Origin of the sequence: Terrabacter sp. Root181, assembly GCF_001428505.1 — a bacterium.
In the GTDB taxonomy this organism is placed as follows: Bacteria; Actinomycetota; Actinomycetes; order Actinomycetales; family Dermatophilaceae; genus Terrabacter.
This window is the reverse complement of the sequence record NZ_LMHU01000007.1, coordinates 226,214-242,256: the sequence shown is the minus strand read 5'-3', so window position 1 is coordinate 242,256 and position 16,043 is coordinate 226,214. Positions and strand designations below refer to the sequence as shown.

The window sequence follows — 16,043 nt, the reverse complement described above, 5'->3', positions numbered from 1 at the left end:
GCCCGCGTGGCTCGAGCGGCCCGCGTGGCTCGACCGGCCCGCGTGGCCCGACCGGCTGTCGGGCCGTCGTGGCAGGGTGTGTGGTCCCCGCCCCGACGATCCCTGGAGGTGCCCGTGAAGGTCTACGTCGCTGGTCAGCTGCGCGACACGCAGGCCGTCAGGGCGGTCCAGCGCGAGATCGAGCACGCCGGACACACGCTGACGCACGACTGGACCCACGACCTCGAGCTCTCCGACGGCTACGCCGACCAGCCCGCGCGGTCCGCGGAGATCGCGCGGACCGACCTGAGCGGCGTCATGACGGCCGACGCGGTCGTCGTGCTGGCGTCGAGCGCCGAGCCCGGGCGGGGTCTGTTCGTCGAGCTGGGGGCGGCCCTGGCGCGCGCCGAGCTCGGTCGGCTCGACCACGTCGTCGTCGTGGGAGAGATCGTCCACGAGAGCGTCTTCCACTTCCACCCGCGCGTGCGCCGGGTGCGAGCCGTCGACGAGTGGCTCGCCGACGTGTCCTAGGGAGCCGGTGGAGTCTCGCCGTTGGCCACGGCCTCGACCCAGTCGACGGCCGCGTCCGTGAGGCGCAGCACTCCGTCCTCGTCGACGTCCACCCACGAGGCCTCGGGGTCGACGGGACCGTCGACCCGGGTGATGTCCTCGACGACGTGCATCGGGAGCGGCTCGCCGTTGTGCGCGACGAGCCAGTCGCGCGTGTCGGGCCGCACCGCCGACCACCACGTCTCGAGGGACATGGGACCACTGTCGCAGCACTCGACCGTGCCCGTCGACCCTCAGTCGCCGGGGCCGAGCACCCGGGGCGCGGGTGCGAGCAGGCGGCGCACCGCGGCACGGCTGACGAGGAGGGCGAGGATGAGCAGCGTCACCGACACGAACCCGCCGAGGCTGACGCTGTCGCCGAACACGACGTCGATGGTCTTCAGCACGACGAACTTGCTCCCGACGAGGACGCCCCACAGCAGGAGCCCCGCGGCGACCTTGCCCGCGGTGCTGCGGGCCGACCTGAACCGACCCCTCGCACGCTTCTTCACCGCGACGACGACCTCGAGCACGGCCTTGAGGAGGACGGCCGTGAGCAGGGACAGGGTGAAGGTCTCGCTGATGACCGCAGGGAGGTACTCGACGAAGAGGTTGAGCACGACGACGTAGACGAAGACGTCGACGACGTCGGCGGCGCGCCCGTCGGTCGGGCGGGGCGGGCGAGGCTCCGGACCGGGCACGGGTCCCACGGTAGGGGCGCATCGACGAGGTGGCCGTGACATCGCGACCGACCGGCTCGTTGGGGCAGGGAAATCCGGATCCGCCCGACGGCGTCACCGGAGTCAACTGACCATCTCTTGCACTTTCCTTGAGACTTTCTTGCGGAAATCGGGGCATTAGCGACGTAACCGACGATTGGGGCTGATACACCTACTCCTGGGACACCGGTCACTGGGTTGAGCCGGGTGCCACGACCAGGGAGAACCACGATGAGCGCAGTGACGGCGGCCGACGACGAGACCATCGTGGCCGTGATGACCGGCAGCGAGCGGGCAGCGATGCTCGAGCGTCTCGCGCAGGCATGCACGACGAGCGTCGTGGCCCCGGTCGGCGCGGCGCGGAACCGAGTCGGGCACTCCGCTCGTTCACTGGTCATGTGGCGTTGCCCCTGACGGGTCCTCCCGTCAGCCGCCGGGCCGCACCCGAGCACCCCGTCGTCCGCGGCGCCCCGCCCCAGATCTGAGGCACGGCCACCCGAACGCGGTCGGCGGGGGCTCGGCCCGCCCCGGCGCCGGCCGTCGGCCCGACATCAGAGTCGGCGGCTGCTCAGCACCGATGAGCGGTCGATCTTGAGGGTCCCGCCGTCGTCGACGAGCGAGTAGGACGTCCGCTCCTCGTAGCGGCGTCCGTCGTCGAAGACGTAGCGCAGGGTCGCGACCACCGAACCCGGAGCCGACCCCGTGGCCTGGCGCACGTCGACGGACGTGATCGAGCTCCAGAAGCGCTCGTAGGTCGCACGGCTGCCGGAGGTCGTCGAACGGTAGCGGTCGGTCAGGCGTGCCCACCCGGCGTCCGTGTCACCCGGGAGCAGCGCGTAGTAGTCCCGCACCGCGCGCGCCAGCTCGGCGTCCGTGGTCCCGGCCGGTGCCGTGGTCGGCGCAGCCGTCGAGGGCCTCGGCGACGACGTCGACGGCCTGGGGCTGGGGGGCGTGCTCGGCGAGGCGGCCTGAGCCTTCGACGTCGTGGGAGCCGTCGTGGTGGGTCTCGGCGTCGTGCTCGGCGCCCTCGGGCTGCTCGTGGCGACGGGGGGTGCGGCCACGTCGCCGGCCTTCCCGGCGTCGCGCTGCAGGCCCCAGACGGCGAGACCCGCACCGGCGAGCACCACGAGGGCGAGGAGCACCAGGATCGCGGCCCGACGTCGTGCAGGATCCTCGCCCTCGCTCCCGTCATCGTCGGCCCCGGTGGCGTCCGCGGGTGCCGCCGCGGGAGTCCTCGGCGGCGCGCCGACGGCAACCCGGGCGGCTGAGGCAGGTCGAGGGGCGCTCGGGATCTCACCGCCGAGGTCGTCGGTGACGTCCGCCGGCGCGCTGCCCGCAGCGGCACCCCCAGCGGCACCCGCAGCGGCACCCGCTGCCGCACCGGCGACGCCGGGTCGGCCGACTCCGTCCTCCCGGGACCGGGGACCGACGGGAAGGACGCGCGTCGGGCTGACACGGCCCTCGCGCTCCTCGCGGGCGTCGGCCGGCGACGGGGCCACCCCGCTGGGTGGCCGGCGTCCCGCGGCGACCTCGGCGAGGTTCGCCGACACCTCCTGCATCGACGGACGGTCGTCGGGCGCGGCGGCGAGCATCGCGAGCAGGACCGGGGCGAGGGGCCCGTCACCGGGCGGCGTGATCGAACCGGATGCAACGCGGTGCAGCAGGGCCATCGGGTTGTCGCCGGTGCCGAACGGGGGAGCGCCCTCGACGGCCGCATACAGCGTGGCTCCGAGGGAGAAGACGTCCGAGGCCGGACTCGACGGTCCTCCCCGTGCGACCTCGGGCGCCAGGTAGGCCGGGGTGCCGGTCACCATTCCGGTCGAGGTCAGGGACGCGTCGCCGAGGGCGTGGGAGATGCCGAAGTCAGTGATGCGCGCCGTGCCGTCCTCGGCGACGAGCACGTTCCCGGGCTTGACGTCGCGGTGCACGATGTCCGCTCGGTGGGCGGCGGCCAGCGCGGACGCGAGCTCTGCGCCGAGCTTGGCGACCTCGCGCACCGGCAGGGGTCCTCGCTCGACAAGCACGGCGTGCAGGCTCCGTGACGGGAGGTACTGCATCACGAGGCAGGGCTGGCCGTCGTGGTCGACGACGTCGAAGACGGGCACGGCGTTCGGGTGGTGCAGACGCGCGGTGTTGCGGGCCTCGCGCATCGCACGCTCGTGTGCGACGCGCGCGTCGGCCTCGCCCAGACCGACCGGCGAGTGGAGCTGCTTGAGGGCCACGGCGCGGCTCAGGCGCTCGTCCCAGGCCAGCCACACGTGTCCCATGCCACCGGAGCCGATCCGGTTCATGAGCCGGTAGCGCCCGGCGATGAGGTCAGGCTCCTGGCCCACCATGCTGGCTCTCTCCCTCTGGTTGGTGTCGGCTCGTGCTGCGGTCGGGTGCAGCGGGCCTCCGGGGTGACGACCCCAGGCAGTCCCGGGCGTTCGCCCAGTGGTTCGTACCCAGACCAGCGCCCCATGCTGCCATTGCGCCCCGACGTCCCGGGACCGGCCCCCGTCGCTGTGCGGCCGCGCCGCTCATTGGGTACGCACCGGGCATGGCACCAGCAAGCGACCCCTCACGCAGCAGCCGAGGCCAGGCCGAGCCAACCAGCGCGGGCGACGCCGCGCACGGCGACGTGAACGACTCGGACCACGAACGCGAGCACGATCCGGACCACTCCAGCGGGCCCTCCGGTCCAGCCGACCTCCCGCGGGCCTCCCTCGTAGCGGCCGTCAAGCGGGCTCGGGTGGAGTTCAAGCGCGACAACCTCACCGACCTCGCGGCGTCCCTGACGTACTACGGCCTGCTGTCGATCGCGCCCGCCCTCGCGGTGCTCGTCGCAGCCCTGGGGCTGCTCGGACGCGACGCCACGTCAGAGGTCGTCAAGCAGGTCCAGGCCATCGCACCCGGGTCGAGTGCCCAGTTCGTGCAGACGCTCATCGCCCAGGCCCAGGCGAACCGGACGAGCGCCGGGCTCGGCGCGGTCCTCGGCCTGCTCGTGGCCCTCTGGTCGGCGTCGGGCTACGTCTCGGCCTTCATGCGGGCCTCCAACGTCATCTACGACATCCCGGAGGGACGCCCCCTCTGGAAGACAGTGCCGATCCGTGTCGGCGTGACTCTCTTCGCCGTCGTCGTCATGGTCGTCAGCGCCGTCATCGTCGTCGTCAGCGGACCGGTCGCCGAGCAGGTGGGCAACCTCATCGGCGCGGGGGACACGGCCCTCGTCGTCTGGGGCGTCCTCAAGTGGCCCGTGCTGCTCGTCCTGGTCTCAGTGCTGTTCGCCGTGCTCTTCTGGGCCAGCCCGAACGCGAAGCAGGGTGGCGTGAAGTGGGTCAGCCCCGGGGGCATCATCGCCGTGGTCATCTGGCTCGTCGTCTCCGGTCTCTTCGCGCTCTACGTTGCCCTCTTCTCGTCGTACAACAAGACCTACGGGTCTCTCGCCGGCGTGATCATCTTCCTCGTCTGGCTGTGGCTGACCAACATCGCGATCCTGCTCGGCGCCGAGGTCAACGCCGAGCTCGACCGGAGCCGGGCGATCGCCGAGGGCGTGCCCGAGGACCTCGAGCCGTTTGCAGAACCTCGAGACACCCGGGCCATGGACGACATCGACAAGCGGGCCGTGGCCGAGGCCTCCGAACGCAGGTCGAGCTGAACCTCCTGCCCCGTAGAGTGCGAAGGGTGGGAGACGACGCACGCCCCCGGCCCGTCCGACCGGCGCCCCGCAGGGGTGATCCCGCATGAGCCAGTGGCGTGACGACACCAGACAGCGGGTGCGTGCCCTACGCCGGGCGTTCCACCAGCCCGGTCCCGAGCGCGACGCCCTCCTGCTCCTCGTCAAGGCCGCGATCGCGACCGTTCTCGCCTGGCAGTTCGCGGTGCGGGTGCTCGACAGCCCGGTCCCGTTCTACGCGCCGATGGCCGCCCTGCTCGTCGTCGACCGCACCATGGTGCGTTCCCTGTCCGCCAGCGCCCAGCGCATCGCGGCCGTCGTGCTGGGGCTCAGCGTCGCGTGGATCGTCGCGACGGTCTTTGGCGTGACGTGGTGGACGATGTTCGGGGTCATCCTCGTCGCGCTCGTCATCGGGCGGTGGTCGCGACTGGGGGAGCACGGCATCCAGGTGCCGGCCATGGTCCTCCTGTCGCTCATCACGGTCGGAGGCACGGACGAGCAGTTCACCTACCTCACGATCGTCGAGACGGTCGCCGGAGGCGTCATCGGCGTCGCGACCAACGCGATCGTGTTCGCACCGCTCCACCTCACCAAGCCGCGCCAGCGGGTGTCGGCCCTGGCGCGGCAGGTGCGCGAGCTCCTCGAGGAGATGGCCGAAGGACTGCGTGGCGACTGGGACGAGCAGACGGCTCGGCGGTGGTACCGCCGGGGCACCGAGATCGGTGACAAGGCGCCGTACGTCGTGGACGACATCCACACGGGTCGCGAGAGCACGCGCTTCAACCTGCGCGAAAACCTCCGTCCCGCGGACGTCGACTGGGACGGCTACGAACGCACGGTCACGACCCTGCGGCGGACCGTCTGGGAGGTCACGGGGATCGCACGGACCCTCGTCGACGCCGCGGACGAGCGACGTCGCGGGCCTGCGCCGTCCGACACCTTCGTCGCGGAGTACGCCGTGGCGCTCGACGGCATGGCGCAGGCCGTCTCGCAGCTCGGCCGACACGACGACGACGCGACCACGAGGTTCGACGCGGGGACGGCGAAGGCCCGCGAGGTCCTCACGACGCTGCGCGAGCAGGTGCGCACGACGCCCCTGGAGGACCCCGAGCAGTGGCCCGTCTACGGCTCGCTCATCAGTGACTCGCTGCGGGCCGTCGACGAGCTCGAGTCGGCGCGGGAGTCGGCGGTCGTCCCCGGCGACACCGCGTCGCTGCGGCCCCCGGCGTCCGGGTCCGGCGTATGGGCTCGACTCCGACGCGGGGCAGGGCACCGCTCCTGACACCAGGGCTACCGACGCGTAACCCCCGGGGGTGTCGTCTCGTTCCCAGAGCACGTGGCCACGAGGTCGGCGTCCAGCACGGTCGCCCGCGGCCCGTGCGGGGTCGGGGGACCCACCGTCCGGTCGTCCGCCGAGGAGAGGAGCGCCCCGTGCGTGCAGCGACCCAGCTCGCCCCCGGCCTCCCACCCGACCTCCCACCCGACCTCCCACCCGACGCCGCTTCGACGCGGACGCCGACCCCACGCGTACACCGTCGTCCCGTCGCTTCTTCGGGGGGTGTCCGGTGAGGCGCGACGGGTGCTCGGAGCGCAGCGGCTCCAGCTGGGAGTGCTGGACGTGGCCGGCCGCACAGCAGCGGCGTCTCACCCCGGCGCGCGGCGTCGGCCGGCGTCGGCAGCGGCTGCTCCGAGCGGCCGTCTGCCGGCCGGTGGCGGGTGGCCGGGAGCAGGACAGCAGTCCTCCCGCTTGACTTCGAGTGCGCTCGAAGCGTCAGCATGGTGCAGTGACCGTCATCGCACCGCCCCAGGGCCTGACCATCGCCGAGGCCTCCGAGCGCACCGGCCTCACGACGCACACCTTGCGCTACTACGAGCGCGACGGGCTGATGCTGCGCGGCGTCGGCCGCACGAGCTCGGGTCACCGCGTCTACACCGAGCGCGACCTCACCTGGGTCCGGATGCTGACGCGCCTACGCGCCACGGGAATGCCGATCCGCGAGGTCAAGGCGTATGCCGCCCTCTGCCGGCAGGGGGACGGGAACGAGACCGAGCGCCTCGCCCTGCTGCAGAACCATCGGGCGCGGGTCCTCGCGCAGCTCGCCGAGGTGACCGAGCACCTCGGTGCCATCGACAACAAGATCGGGATCTACCAGTCGACGCTCGAGCGGACCGAGTCCTGACCGTGGCGCCTGCTGGCGCCCCACGTCTTGACCTCGAGCGCGCTCGAAGGGTTTGACTCGGTCACATGACCCACGAACACGAGACCACCACCACCCGCGCAGCACGAGCACCGCTCGGCACCCGCACCCTCGGCACGACGTCGCCGCTCGTCGTCTCGACCATCGGCCTCGGCTGCATGGGGATGTCCGAGTTCTACGGGACCGGTGACGAGGGCGACGCCGTCGCGACCATCCACCGCGCTGTCGACCTCGGCGTCACCTTCCTCGACACGGCCGACATGTACGGCCCCTTCACCAACGAGAAGCTCGTCGGGCGGGCTCTCGTCGGTCGCCGCGAGGACGTCGTCCTCGCCACGAAGTTCGGCAACGAGCGGGCCGAGGACGGCACACGGCTCGGCATCAACGGCCGTCCCGACTACGTCCGGCGGGCCGCCGATGCCTCGCTCCGGCGACTGGGGGTCGACCACATCGACCTCTACTACCAGCACCGCGTCGACCCGACCGTCCCGATCGAGGAGACCGTCGGCGCGATGGCCGAGCTCGTCGAGGCGGGCAAGGTCCGGCACCTCGGGCTGTCGGAGGCCTCCCCGCGGACGATCCGGCGCGCCCACGCTGTCCACCCCATCACGGCACTGCAGACCGAGTACTCCCTGTTCACCCGTGACATCGAGGACGAGATCCTCCCGACGCTCCGCGAGCTCGGCATCGGACTCGTGCCGTACTCGCCGCTCGGCCGGGGCATCCTCACCGGTGCCATCGCCTCGGCGGACGACCTCGAGGCCGGGGACTCCCGTCGCACGGCGTACTTCCCGCGCTTCCAGGGCGAGGCTCTCGAGGCGAACCTCGCGCTCGTCGGGCGGGTCCGTGACATCGCCGAGTCGAAGGGTGCGACCGCCGGGCAGCTCGCGCTCGCCTGGGTCCTGGCCCGGGGTGACGACATCGCGCCGATCCCCGGGACCAAGCGGGTGCGCTACCTCGAGGAGAACGTCGGCGCCGCGTCGCTCGTGCTCACCGCCGACGACCTCGCCGCCATCGACGAGGCCGTGCCGCGGGACGCCGTGCAGGGCGCGCGATACGGCGACATGTCCAGCATCGACGCCTGAGCGCCCTTGCGGCGACGGGAGGTCCGGCGACGACGTGGTCGTCCCGGGCCTACCGGCGGACGACGTCGCGCAGGTTGACGACGAGGACGACGACGGCCACGGACACCAGCACCCAGTACGTCACGGGCTGCCAGTTGCCCGCGAACTCGCCGACGAGCGCCACGAGGCCGATCACCGCGACGACGCGGACGGCATACGCCAGGAAGTAGCCGCGGGTGAAGGCCTCGATGCCGAGGACGAGCACGAGCAGCAGGGCGGCACCGAGCGGACGGTCGGTGATCTCCGGCTTGAAGAAGCCGGCGATCAGGTAGAGGACGATCGGCGTGCTGACGACGGCCCAGACCGCCAGCAGCCGGTCCCGCGAGCGCTCGCCCGCCGCGATCGGGGTCCGGCGGTGGGAGAGGTGGGCGTGCGGCGAGGGAGTGGGAAGGCCGTCGCGCAGGGCGCGTTCCATCCGGGTCCGTTCGTCGCGCAGTCTCACGGCGTCCATGCGCAGCGCGGTGACCGCGTGCTCGTCGGGAGCCAGGGCGCGCACGTCGGGGCTGTCCGGCCCGAGCCCGGCCGCGCGCGTCGTCAGGGCGTGGACCCGAGCGTCGGACTCCTCGGTCAGGTCGGCGAGCTGCTGGTCGATCTCGTCGATGCGGTCGGCGACGAGGGCCGCCTCGGCCTCCGGGCTGGGTGCGACCTTGGCGAGCGCCGCCCAGCCGACGGGGTCGCCCCAGGACAGCCGGACCGTGGCGTTGCGCTCGTAGCGAGGGCCGGCGGGCCCCCGTTCGCCGCCGAGACGGTCCTTCGTGTCATGACCCCAGAGCCCCCGGTAGTCCCGGACCCAGGGCGTCTGCTCGTCGATGACGACGGGGTCCCAGGCCAGCTCCGCCGACGGGCCGATCGACGGGCCGTCGCCGCGCGCGTAGTCGATGTAGGGGATGCCCAGTCCGGCGCCCTGGGCCGCTCGCGCCCACGGGGCGAAGAGCTTGGCGAGGCGGCGCACGGCGGGGATGACGCCGCCCCACGACGGGGGTGCGACCGTGATGAGGTAGTCGCCGGGCAGGTAGGCGCCCGAATGGGATCCGGCCCCTGCGAAGACCACGGGGTGGCGCCCGTCCACGGTCGTGAGGTCGGGGTCGTCCCAGCGGCGCCGGAGGTCGTCGCCGGTCTCGTCGTGGGCGCTGAAGACGACCCACCGCGGTGCGGGCAGGCCGTCGTCGTCGAGCGTGCCCGTGCCGTCGAGGAAGACCGTCACCTGCTCCCAGTCGGCCTCGTGCTCGTTGACCCCGGAGAAGCCCGAACGCCAGTTGTTGAACGCGTAGAAGAACCAGTACTGGCACACCACCCAGCCGTCGCTGCGCACCACGCGGCCGTAGTACGTGGGGCGGTCGGGGGACAGGTGCTCGCCCTGGGCGGCGTACGCGGCTGCGGCGCTCCCGCCCGGCACCGACCCGCGGAGCAGGAGCGAGACCCGGCTCAGGGTGTCGATGGTGCGTCCGAGGAGCCCGACCTGGGCGAGCCGGTTGCCGGCGCGGAAGCTCGGTCGGGCGCCCGGAAGGATGCGGCGCAGCCGGTCGGTCCACGACCGCGGCTCAGCGATCCCCGACAGCGAGAGGCCCGGTCCGTCGTGGTCGGCGCCGTGGGCGGCCAGTGCGGTCAGGTCGATCGTGCCCGGGCCGGCGAGGACCGTCGTCACCCCTGCCTCGTCGCGGATGAGGCTCGCGTGGGTCACGTACGCGTCGACGGCGACCGGGAGGAAGTACTCACCACGGGTGAGGCGGACGACGGGCTCGTAGGCCCGGAGCAGGCGGAGGTCCTCCTCATGCGTCATGGCGTCCACCTGTCACCCCGATCCCGCCGAACGACCACGCGCCGGCCCTGGGTCGGGACCGGTCCTGCCGCGAGTCTGTCACCCGACCCGGCCGGGCGCAGTGGGTTGCCCCCCGGTGCGTGCTGTGTCTCGCGGGTCGGTCGGCGGGGAGCGTGATTAGGTGGTGGCATGCGCGTGACTCACCTCGGACATGCCTGCCTCCTCGTCGAGGCCGCCGACCGCCGCATCCTCATCGACCCGGGCAGCTTCTCGTCGGGTTTCGAGGAGCTCACCGGTCTCGACGCGGTCCTCGTGACCCACAACCACGCCGACCACTTCGACCCGGCGCGGGTCGGCGCCCTGATCCGCGCCAACCCGGGCGCGACGGTGCACACCGACCCCCTCACGGCCGAGAAGCTGCGCGACGAGGGTCTGGCCGCGGAGCCGTCACGGCAGGGCGAGGACTTCGCCGTCGGCGACGTCACGGTCTCCCCGGTCGGTGAGCTGCACGCGTTCAACCACGCCGCGATGCCCCGCATCCCCAACGTCGGCGTCGTCCTGCGGGCCCCCGGTGAGCCCTCCCTCTTCCACCCGGGAGACGCCTACGACGGCGAGCCCGGGCAGGTCGACGTCCTCGCCCACCCGCTCAACGCCCCGTGGGCCGCGAGCCGCGACTCCATCGCCTTCGTCGCACGCATCGCCCCGAAGGTCTTCATCCCCATCCACGACGCGCTGCTCAGCGACGTCGGGCACCGGATGTACTCCGGCCACATCGAGCAGTTCTCCGGTGTCGAGGGCCTCACGTACACCCCGCTGCGCGACGCCGAGTCCGCGACCTTCTGACGCTCGACTCGGGGGAGTGGTATGAGTGACGTGACCGATCTGCCTGCACCGCAAGGCGACCCGACCGAGGGGCCGGCGATCGCGCTGCGCGGGCTGGGCAAGCGCTTCGGTGACCTCATCGCCGTCAAGGGGATCGACCTCGACGTGCCGCGCGGCTCGTTCTTCGGGCTCGTCGGTCCCAACGGCGCCGGCAAGACGACGACCCTCTCGATGGTGACGGGCCTGCTGCGCCCCGACGCGGGGCAGGCGTTCGTCCTGGGCCGCGACGTCTGGGACGACCCCGTCGCCGCCAAGCGGTTGATCGGCGTGCTGCCCGACGGGCTCAAGCTCTTCGACCGGCTCACCGGTCTCCAGCTGATCACGTATGCCGGCCTGCTCCGTGGCATGTCGCGCGAGCTCGCGTCCGAGCGGGCTGCCGAGCTCGTGGCGGCGCTCGGTCTCGGCGACGCGCAGGGCAAGCTCGTGGTCGACTACTCGGCCGGCATGACGAAGAAGGTGACGCTCGCGTCGGCGCTCGTGCACGCGCCTCGGGTGCTCGTGCTCGACGAGCCGTTCGAGGCGGTCGACCCGATCTCGGCGGCGACGATCCGCCGCATCCTCTCCGGCTTCGTCGAGTCCGGAGGCACGGTCGTGCTCTCGAGCCACGTCATGGACCTCGTCGAACGCATCTGCACGCACGTCGCCGTCATCTCGGACGGGCTCGTCCTCGCCGCGGGCGAGCTCGACGACGTCCGGGGTGACCGGTCCCTCGAGGAGCGGTTCGTCGACCTCGTCGGCGGGTCCACCGAGGTGGTGGGGCTCTCGTGGTTGCGCACCTCGTCCGACTGAAGCTCACCCTGCTGCGCAACATCTTCCGGCGCAGCCGGGCCCAGGCGATCGGGGCCGTCGTGGGGATCGTCTACTTCGCGGTGTTCGTGGCCGGTCTCGCCGTCATCCTCGCGTCCCTCCGCGGGTCGCTCGACGCGGCGCGCGTCGTCATCCCGCTCGCCGGAGCCGCCGGGATCGTGCTGTGGACGGTCGTGCCCCTCTTCTCCTTCGGGTCCGACCCGACGCTCGACCCGGGGCGGTTCGCAACGTTCGCCGTCCCGCACCGCGAGCTGGCGATCGGGCTCGTGGCCGCCGCGCTCGTCGGCCTGCCCGCCATCGCATCCATGGTGCTGTCGGCCGGCGTCGTCGTCGCCTGGTCCCACACCGTGGCCTCGACCGCGGTCGCCGTCGTCGCGACCGCTGTCGGGCTGCTGACGGCGATCACGACGAGCCGATGGGTCTCGGCGATCATGACCCACGCGATCTCGAGCCGTCGGGGCCGTGACGTCATCGCGGTCCTCGGTCTGCTCCTGCTCGTCGTCATCGGTCCGGCGATCTCGGTCGTCGCCAACCTCGGCGCGGGCCTGCGCGACCTCGCGACGACCGCCGCGCAGGTCGTGAGCTGGTCCCCGCTCGGCTGGGCCTGGGCCGCCCCGGGTGACGTGGCGGCGGGTGACCCCGGCACCGGACTGGTGCGGCTGGCCCTCGCCGCAGGACTGCTCGTGCTCGTCTTCCTCCAGTGGTCCAAGGTCCTGCGCGCCGAGGTCGACAACCCGCGCGCCGTCTCGCGGTCCGACTCGGGCGCCTCGGCGGGAGACGACCTCGGCCTCCTCGCCCGCCTGCCCGGCACACCGCTCGGCGCCGTCGCCGCGCGGGTGCTCACCTACTGGCGCCGCGACCCGCGGTTCCAGATCAGCATGGCCATGACGCCCGTGGTCCCGTTGGCGCTGCTCGTCCCGTTCTACACGGGCGACGTCCCATGGACACCGCTGCTCATGGGTCCGCTCGTCGCGTTCCTCCTCGGCTGGAGCGAGCACAACGCCGTCGCCTACGAGTCGGATGCCCTGTGGCTGCACATCGTCTCGGGCACGTCCGGCCGCGACGACCGTCGTGGGCGCCTCCTGCCCGACGTCCTCCTCGCCGCCGTGCTGGTGCCCGTCTACGTCGTCGTCGGGGTCGCGGTCGCCGACCGCTGGGACCTGCTGCCCGCGGCGCTCGGTCTGTCGGTGTCCCTGCTCGGTGCGGGGTATGCCGTGTCGAGCGTCATGAGCGTCGTGATGCCCTATCCCGTCCCCGAGTCGGGCGAGAGTCCCTTCAACGCGCCACCGGGGGCCGCCGGGATCACCATTGCCGCTCAGTCGATGGCGAGCATCGGCACCCTGGCGCTCGCATCACCCACGATCCTGCTCGCGTGGCTCGCCTGGCAGGGGTCACCGGCAGCGGTCTGGGCAGCCGGCGTCGTCGGTGTCCTGCTCGGCGGTCTCGTCGGCGTCGCCGGCGTCGGCGTCGGTGCGCGCCTCTACGAGCGGCGCGCGCCCGAGCTGCTGTCGGCGCTGCGACGCTCGTAGGCCGACCGCAGCAGATCCCAATCCGGTGCCGGGGGGCCGCACCTGGATCTACTCTTACGGTGTGTAGTAGATCTGCGCCGGGCAGGAGGACTCACAGCTTCGCGCTCCCGGAGGCCAGACATGATCACCCAGTACCTCGCCGCGTCCCAGCCGGTTCCCGCCGGCCCCGTCGTCCATTGGGGGTGGCTCACGATCACGGTCGCCAACCTCCTCGTCATCCTGCTCATGATCGCCGTCTTCGTGCTCGCACTCCTGCTGCCGTTCCCGGCGCCCCCTGAGGAGGAGGACCGGTGAGCCGGGCGGCGACGCCCCTGCGCCCGGGATCTCCCGAGCCGCAGGCGCGGTCCCGGAGCAACACGTGGACGGCTGCCGTCACCCGTTGGGTCGAGGGCCTCGTCCCCCAGGGCCAGTGGCTTCCCGATCGCCAGCCGGCCTACGTCGCCTCGTGGATCTACGTCTTCGGGGTCGCCTGCCTCGCCAGCCTCGTCGTCATCATCGTCTCCGGACTGGTCCTGGCGATCGGCGGAGTCGCGTGGTGGCACACGAGCGCCCTCGGGCACTTCGTCAACTCCGTCCACCTGTGGAGCGTCGAGCTCTTCTTCGCCACCATGGTGATCCACCTGTGGGGCAAGTTCTTCATGGCCGCGTGGCGCGGCGACCGTGGACTCACCTGGGCGACAGGGGCGCTCGCCTTCTTCGGTTCGTTGGGGACAGCGTTCACGGGCTACCTCGTCCAGACCAACTTCGACGCCCAGTGGATCTCGACGCAGGCCAAGGACGGGCTCAACGCCGCGGGCATCGGCGCGTGGTTCAACGTCATGGACCTCGGCCAGATGATGCTGTGGCACGTCTCGCTGCTCCCGCTCGTCGTGGGAGCGATCGTCGTCGTGCACATCGTCCTGGTGCGCCGACACGGCGTCGTCCCACCGATCGGCGCGACCGAGCCGTCCGTCGCCCCGGGCGACCGGTCCCCGACGCAGAGCATGCCCCCTGGGGTGCAGCCATGACTCGCCGGACCGGTGGGTGGGGACCCACGCCGGATTCGCACGCCTTCCCGACGCGTCGCTATGACCTCGTCAAGGAGTTCGTCATCGCACTCGCCGCGGTCTCGGTGCTCTCCGTCGGCGCCGCACTCGTCTTCTCGTCTCCCGACGAACCGGCGATCTCCTTGCAGCAGTGGGCGCGTCAGGCGCCCGCAGACGTCGTCGCCACCGCCGCAGGCGAGCTGGCGGGGACCACGACGAGCGCTGGTTACGGTCCGCCCTACAACACGGCGGGGGAGGGCCAGAGCCTCGGTCCGGTGAACCTCCAGACGATGCCCGGGGTCACCATCCCGGTCGACTCCGCCAAGGATCTCGTCCTCGACCCGGTCCGGAGCCTCACCTCGGACCCGGCTGCGACCGCTGCGATACGCGTCTGGGACGCGGCGCCGGCGGACCGGCAGCAGGCGTGGGCCACCGCGTACGCGGACGCGCTGGCGAGCGCGCCGGACGGTGACCCGGCCAAGGTCGCCGCCGGCGACTACGGACCGGTCCCGGCCCTTGCGGCGGCCGAGCTGCGGCTCGCCGACAGCGGGGCGCTCGAGGGCCTGCTCACCTCCCGCACATCCTTCTTCGGTGCCGACAGCACCAAGGCACTGCTGCTGCTCGCCGACGGGACCCACCTGGAGGACGCGGCCCGGGCCCAGAACCTCGGTGGGGACCAGTGGGGGATCATGAACGAGACCGGCAACTACCCCGGCCAGCCGTGGCTCTGGCTCTACTCGCTGTGGTACCAGGTGCCGCCGTTCTCGACGTCCGAGAACGCGGACATAGCCGTCTGGGCCCTGATGGTCCTGCTGAGCATCGGCTTCATCTGCATCCCCTGGATCCCGGGTCTGCGCACGCTGCCACGCCATCTGGGGGTCCACCGGCTCGTCTGGCGGAGCCGACCCTGACGTGCGACGAGCGGGGGGTGGAGCGCCGGGCCCGTGCCGGGCGCTCCTCCCCGGCGGCTCAGGACCGGTCGGCAGCGATGTCGGCGGCGAGGTGGGCGGCGCCGATGATGCCGGCCTGGTTGCGCAGCTGGGCCGGGACGATCGGGCAGCGCAGCGTGAGCTTCGGCAGGAAGTCGTCGCTGTCCTTGGAGATGCCTCCGCCGACGATGATGAGGTCGGGGGAGAAGAGCTTCTCGATGGTGTCGTAGTAGGTCTGGAGGCGCTCGACGTACTCGTCCCATGACAGTCCCTCGGCGTCCTTGGCCGACGAGGCCGCGCGGTCCTCGGCGTCGTAGCCGTCGATCTCGAGGTGCCCCAGCTCGGAGTTCGGCACGAGGCGGCCGTCGTGGATCAGGGCGGTGCCGATGCCGGTGCCCAGGGTGGTGAGGATGACGAGACCCTGCACGCCCTTGGCCGCGCCGTAGTACATCTCCGCGAGACCGGCGGCGTCGGCGTCGTTGAGCACGGTCACCGCGCGGCCCGTGTGCTCCTGGATGAGGGCCTCGGCGTCGGTGTTGATCCACGACGGGTCGATGTTGGCCGCCGACAGCACGGTGCCGCGTATGACGACCGCGGGCACGGTGACGCCGATGGGGGAGTCACCCGTCACGTCGGCGAAGTGGTCGACGATCTGGTCGACGACCTCGGCCACGGCGTCGGGCGTGGCCGGCTTGGGTGTCAGGATCTTCAGCCGCTTGCCGGCGAGGTCACCGTCCACCAGGTCGACGGGGGCGCCCTTGATGCCGCTGCCGCCGATGTCGATGCCGAGAGGCTTGCCGTGCTTGGCCATGGTCCGTACTTCCTTGTCGAGGACGTGGTCGTGGGGGTCAGCTCGTGGTGCTGGGTGAGGCGGTCGTGCAGAGGTGG

At 72.2% G+C, this 16,043-nt stretch carries 17 protein-coding genes; 12 read left to right on the top strand and 5 right to left on the bottom strand.

Annotation, left to right across the window (positions count from 1 at the left end):
• The first annotated feature begins 114 nt into the window (after nt 1–114).
• Complete coding sequence (locus tag ASD90_RS15290; RefSeq protein ID WP_056758337.1) at nt 115–510, top strand: nucleoside 2-deoxyribosyltransferase; 396 nt, start codon at nt 115–117, stop codon at nt 508–510.
• Here ASD90_RS15290 and ASD90_RS15285 read toward each other — a convergent pair.
• Nucleotides 507–743 carry a hypothetical protein gene (locus ASD90_RS15285; RefSeq protein ID WP_056758334.1) on the bottom strand — a complete coding sequence of 79 codons (237 nt, stop codon included), beginning with the start codon at nt 741–743 and terminating at the stop codon, nt 507–509. The genes ASD90_RS15290 and ASD90_RS15285 overlap by 4 nt on opposite strands.
• Before the next feature lie 39 nt (nt 744–782).
• Nucleotides 783–1,229 (bottom strand): hypothetical protein, encoded by a 447-nt coding sequence (locus ASD90_RS15280; protein ID WP_056758926.1) that lies wholly within the window; start codon nt 1,227–1,229, stop codon nt 783–785.
• Between the two features lie 249 nt (nt 1,230–1,478).
• Between ASD90_RS15280 and ASD90_RS23600 the strand changes: the two genes are divergently transcribed.
• A complete protein-coding gene (locus tag ASD90_RS23600; protein ID WP_157610805.1) occupies nt 1,479–1,661 on the top strand; it encodes a hypothetical protein in 183 nt (60 codons plus the stop codon).
• Nucleotides 1,662–1,798: 137 nt separating this feature from the next.
• On the opposite strand, the gene ASD90_RS15275 is transcribed toward ASD90_RS23600, so the two are convergent.
• Nucleotides 1,799–3,583, bottom strand: a complete 1,785-nt coding sequence (locus ASD90_RS15275; protein ID WP_056758332.1) for a serine/threonine-protein kinase — start codon at nt 3,581–3,583, stop codon at nt 1,799–1,801.
• A 203-nt stretch (nt 3,584–3,786) separates the two neighbouring features.
• Here ASD90_RS15275 and ASD90_RS15270 point away from each other — a divergent pair, with 203 nt between their 5' ends.
• The 4 genes from ASD90_RS15270 (at nt 3,787) to ASD90_RS15255 (ending at nt 8,185) form a co-directional block, all read left to right on the top strand.
• Nucleotides 3,787–4,884 (top strand): YihY/virulence factor BrkB family protein, encoded by a 1,098-nt coding sequence (locus ASD90_RS15270; RefSeq protein ID WP_056758329.1) that lies wholly within the window; start codon nt 3,787–3,789, stop codon nt 4,882–4,884.
• An 85-nt stretch (nt 4,885–4,969) separates the two neighbouring features.
• A complete protein-coding gene (locus ASD90_RS15265; RefSeq protein ID WP_082588764.1) occupies nt 4,970–6,184 on the top strand; it encodes an aromatic acid exporter family protein in 1,215 nt (404 codons plus the stop codon).
• Between the two features lie 502 nt (nt 6,185–6,686).
• Nucleotides 6,687–7,082, top strand: coding sequence for a MerR family transcriptional regulator (locus tag ASD90_RS15260; RefSeq protein WP_056758323.1), 396 nt, complete (start codon nt 6,687–6,689; stop codon nt 7,080–7,082).
• 65 nt (nt 7,083–7,147) lie between these two features.
• Nucleotides 7,148–8,185, top strand: coding sequence for an aldo/keto reductase (locus tag ASD90_RS15255; RefSeq protein ID WP_056758320.1), 1,038 nt, complete (start codon nt 7,148–7,150; stop codon nt 8,183–8,185).
• Nucleotides 8,186–8,234: 49 nt separating this feature from the next.
• On the opposite strand, the gene ASD90_RS15250 is transcribed toward ASD90_RS15255, so the two are convergent.
• On the bottom strand, nt 8,235–10,004 hold the full coding sequence (locus ASD90_RS15250) for a hypothetical protein (RefSeq protein WP_056758316.1): 1,770 nt from the start codon (nt 10,002–10,004) through the stop codon (nt 8,235–8,237).
• Between the two features lie 168 nt (nt 10,005–10,172).
• On the opposite strand from ASD90_RS15250, the gene ASD90_RS15245 reads away from it, so the two are divergent.
• From ASD90_RS15245 to ASD90_RS15225, 6 genes are all read left to right on the top strand, one after another.
• Nucleotides 10,173–10,826, top strand: a complete 654-nt coding sequence (locus ASD90_RS15245) for an MBL fold metallo-hydrolase (RefSeq protein ID WP_056758313.1) — start codon at nt 10,173–10,175, stop codon at nt 10,824–10,826.
• Between the two features lie 21 nt (nt 10,827–10,847).
• Complete coding sequence (locus ASD90_RS15240; protein WP_056758310.1) at nt 10,848–11,654, top strand: ABC transporter ATP-binding protein; 807 nt, start codon at nt 10,848–10,850, stop codon at nt 11,652–11,654.
• Complete coding sequence (locus tag ASD90_RS15235) at nt 11,630–13,201, top strand: hypothetical protein (protein WP_056758307.1); 1,572 nt, start codon at nt 11,630–11,632, stop codon at nt 13,199–13,201. Before ASD90_RS15240 ends, ASD90_RS15235 begins: the two co-directional genes overlap by 25 nt.
• Before the next feature lie 120 nt (nt 13,202–13,321).
• Nucleotides 13,322–13,495, top strand: coding sequence for a hypothetical protein (locus tag ASD90_RS23595; RefSeq protein WP_157623198.1), 174 nt, complete (start codon nt 13,322–13,324; stop codon nt 13,493–13,495).
• On the top strand, nt 13,492–14,208 hold the full coding sequence (locus tag ASD90_RS15230; protein WP_082588763.1) for a cytochrome b N-terminal domain-containing protein: 717 nt from the start codon (nt 13,492–13,494) through the stop codon (nt 14,206–14,208). The genes ASD90_RS23595 and ASD90_RS15230 overlap by 4 nt, the downstream gene beginning before the upstream one ends.
• Nucleotides 14,205–15,137: a hypothetical protein gene (locus ASD90_RS15225; protein WP_056758304.1), complete on the top strand. Its 933-nt coding sequence runs from the start codon at nt 14,205–14,207 to the stop codon at nt 15,135–15,137. Before ASD90_RS15230 ends, ASD90_RS15225 begins: the two co-directional genes overlap by 4 nt.
• Nucleotides 15,138–15,195: 58 nt before the next feature.
• On the opposite strand, the gene ppgK is transcribed toward ASD90_RS15225, so the two are convergent.
• Entirely contained in the window at nt 15,196–15,966 is a 771-nt protein-coding gene (gene ppgK, locus ASD90_RS15220; protein WP_056758302.1) for a polyphosphate--glucose phosphotransferase, read from the bottom strand.
• Nucleotides 15,967–16,043 lie beyond the last annotated feature (77 nt).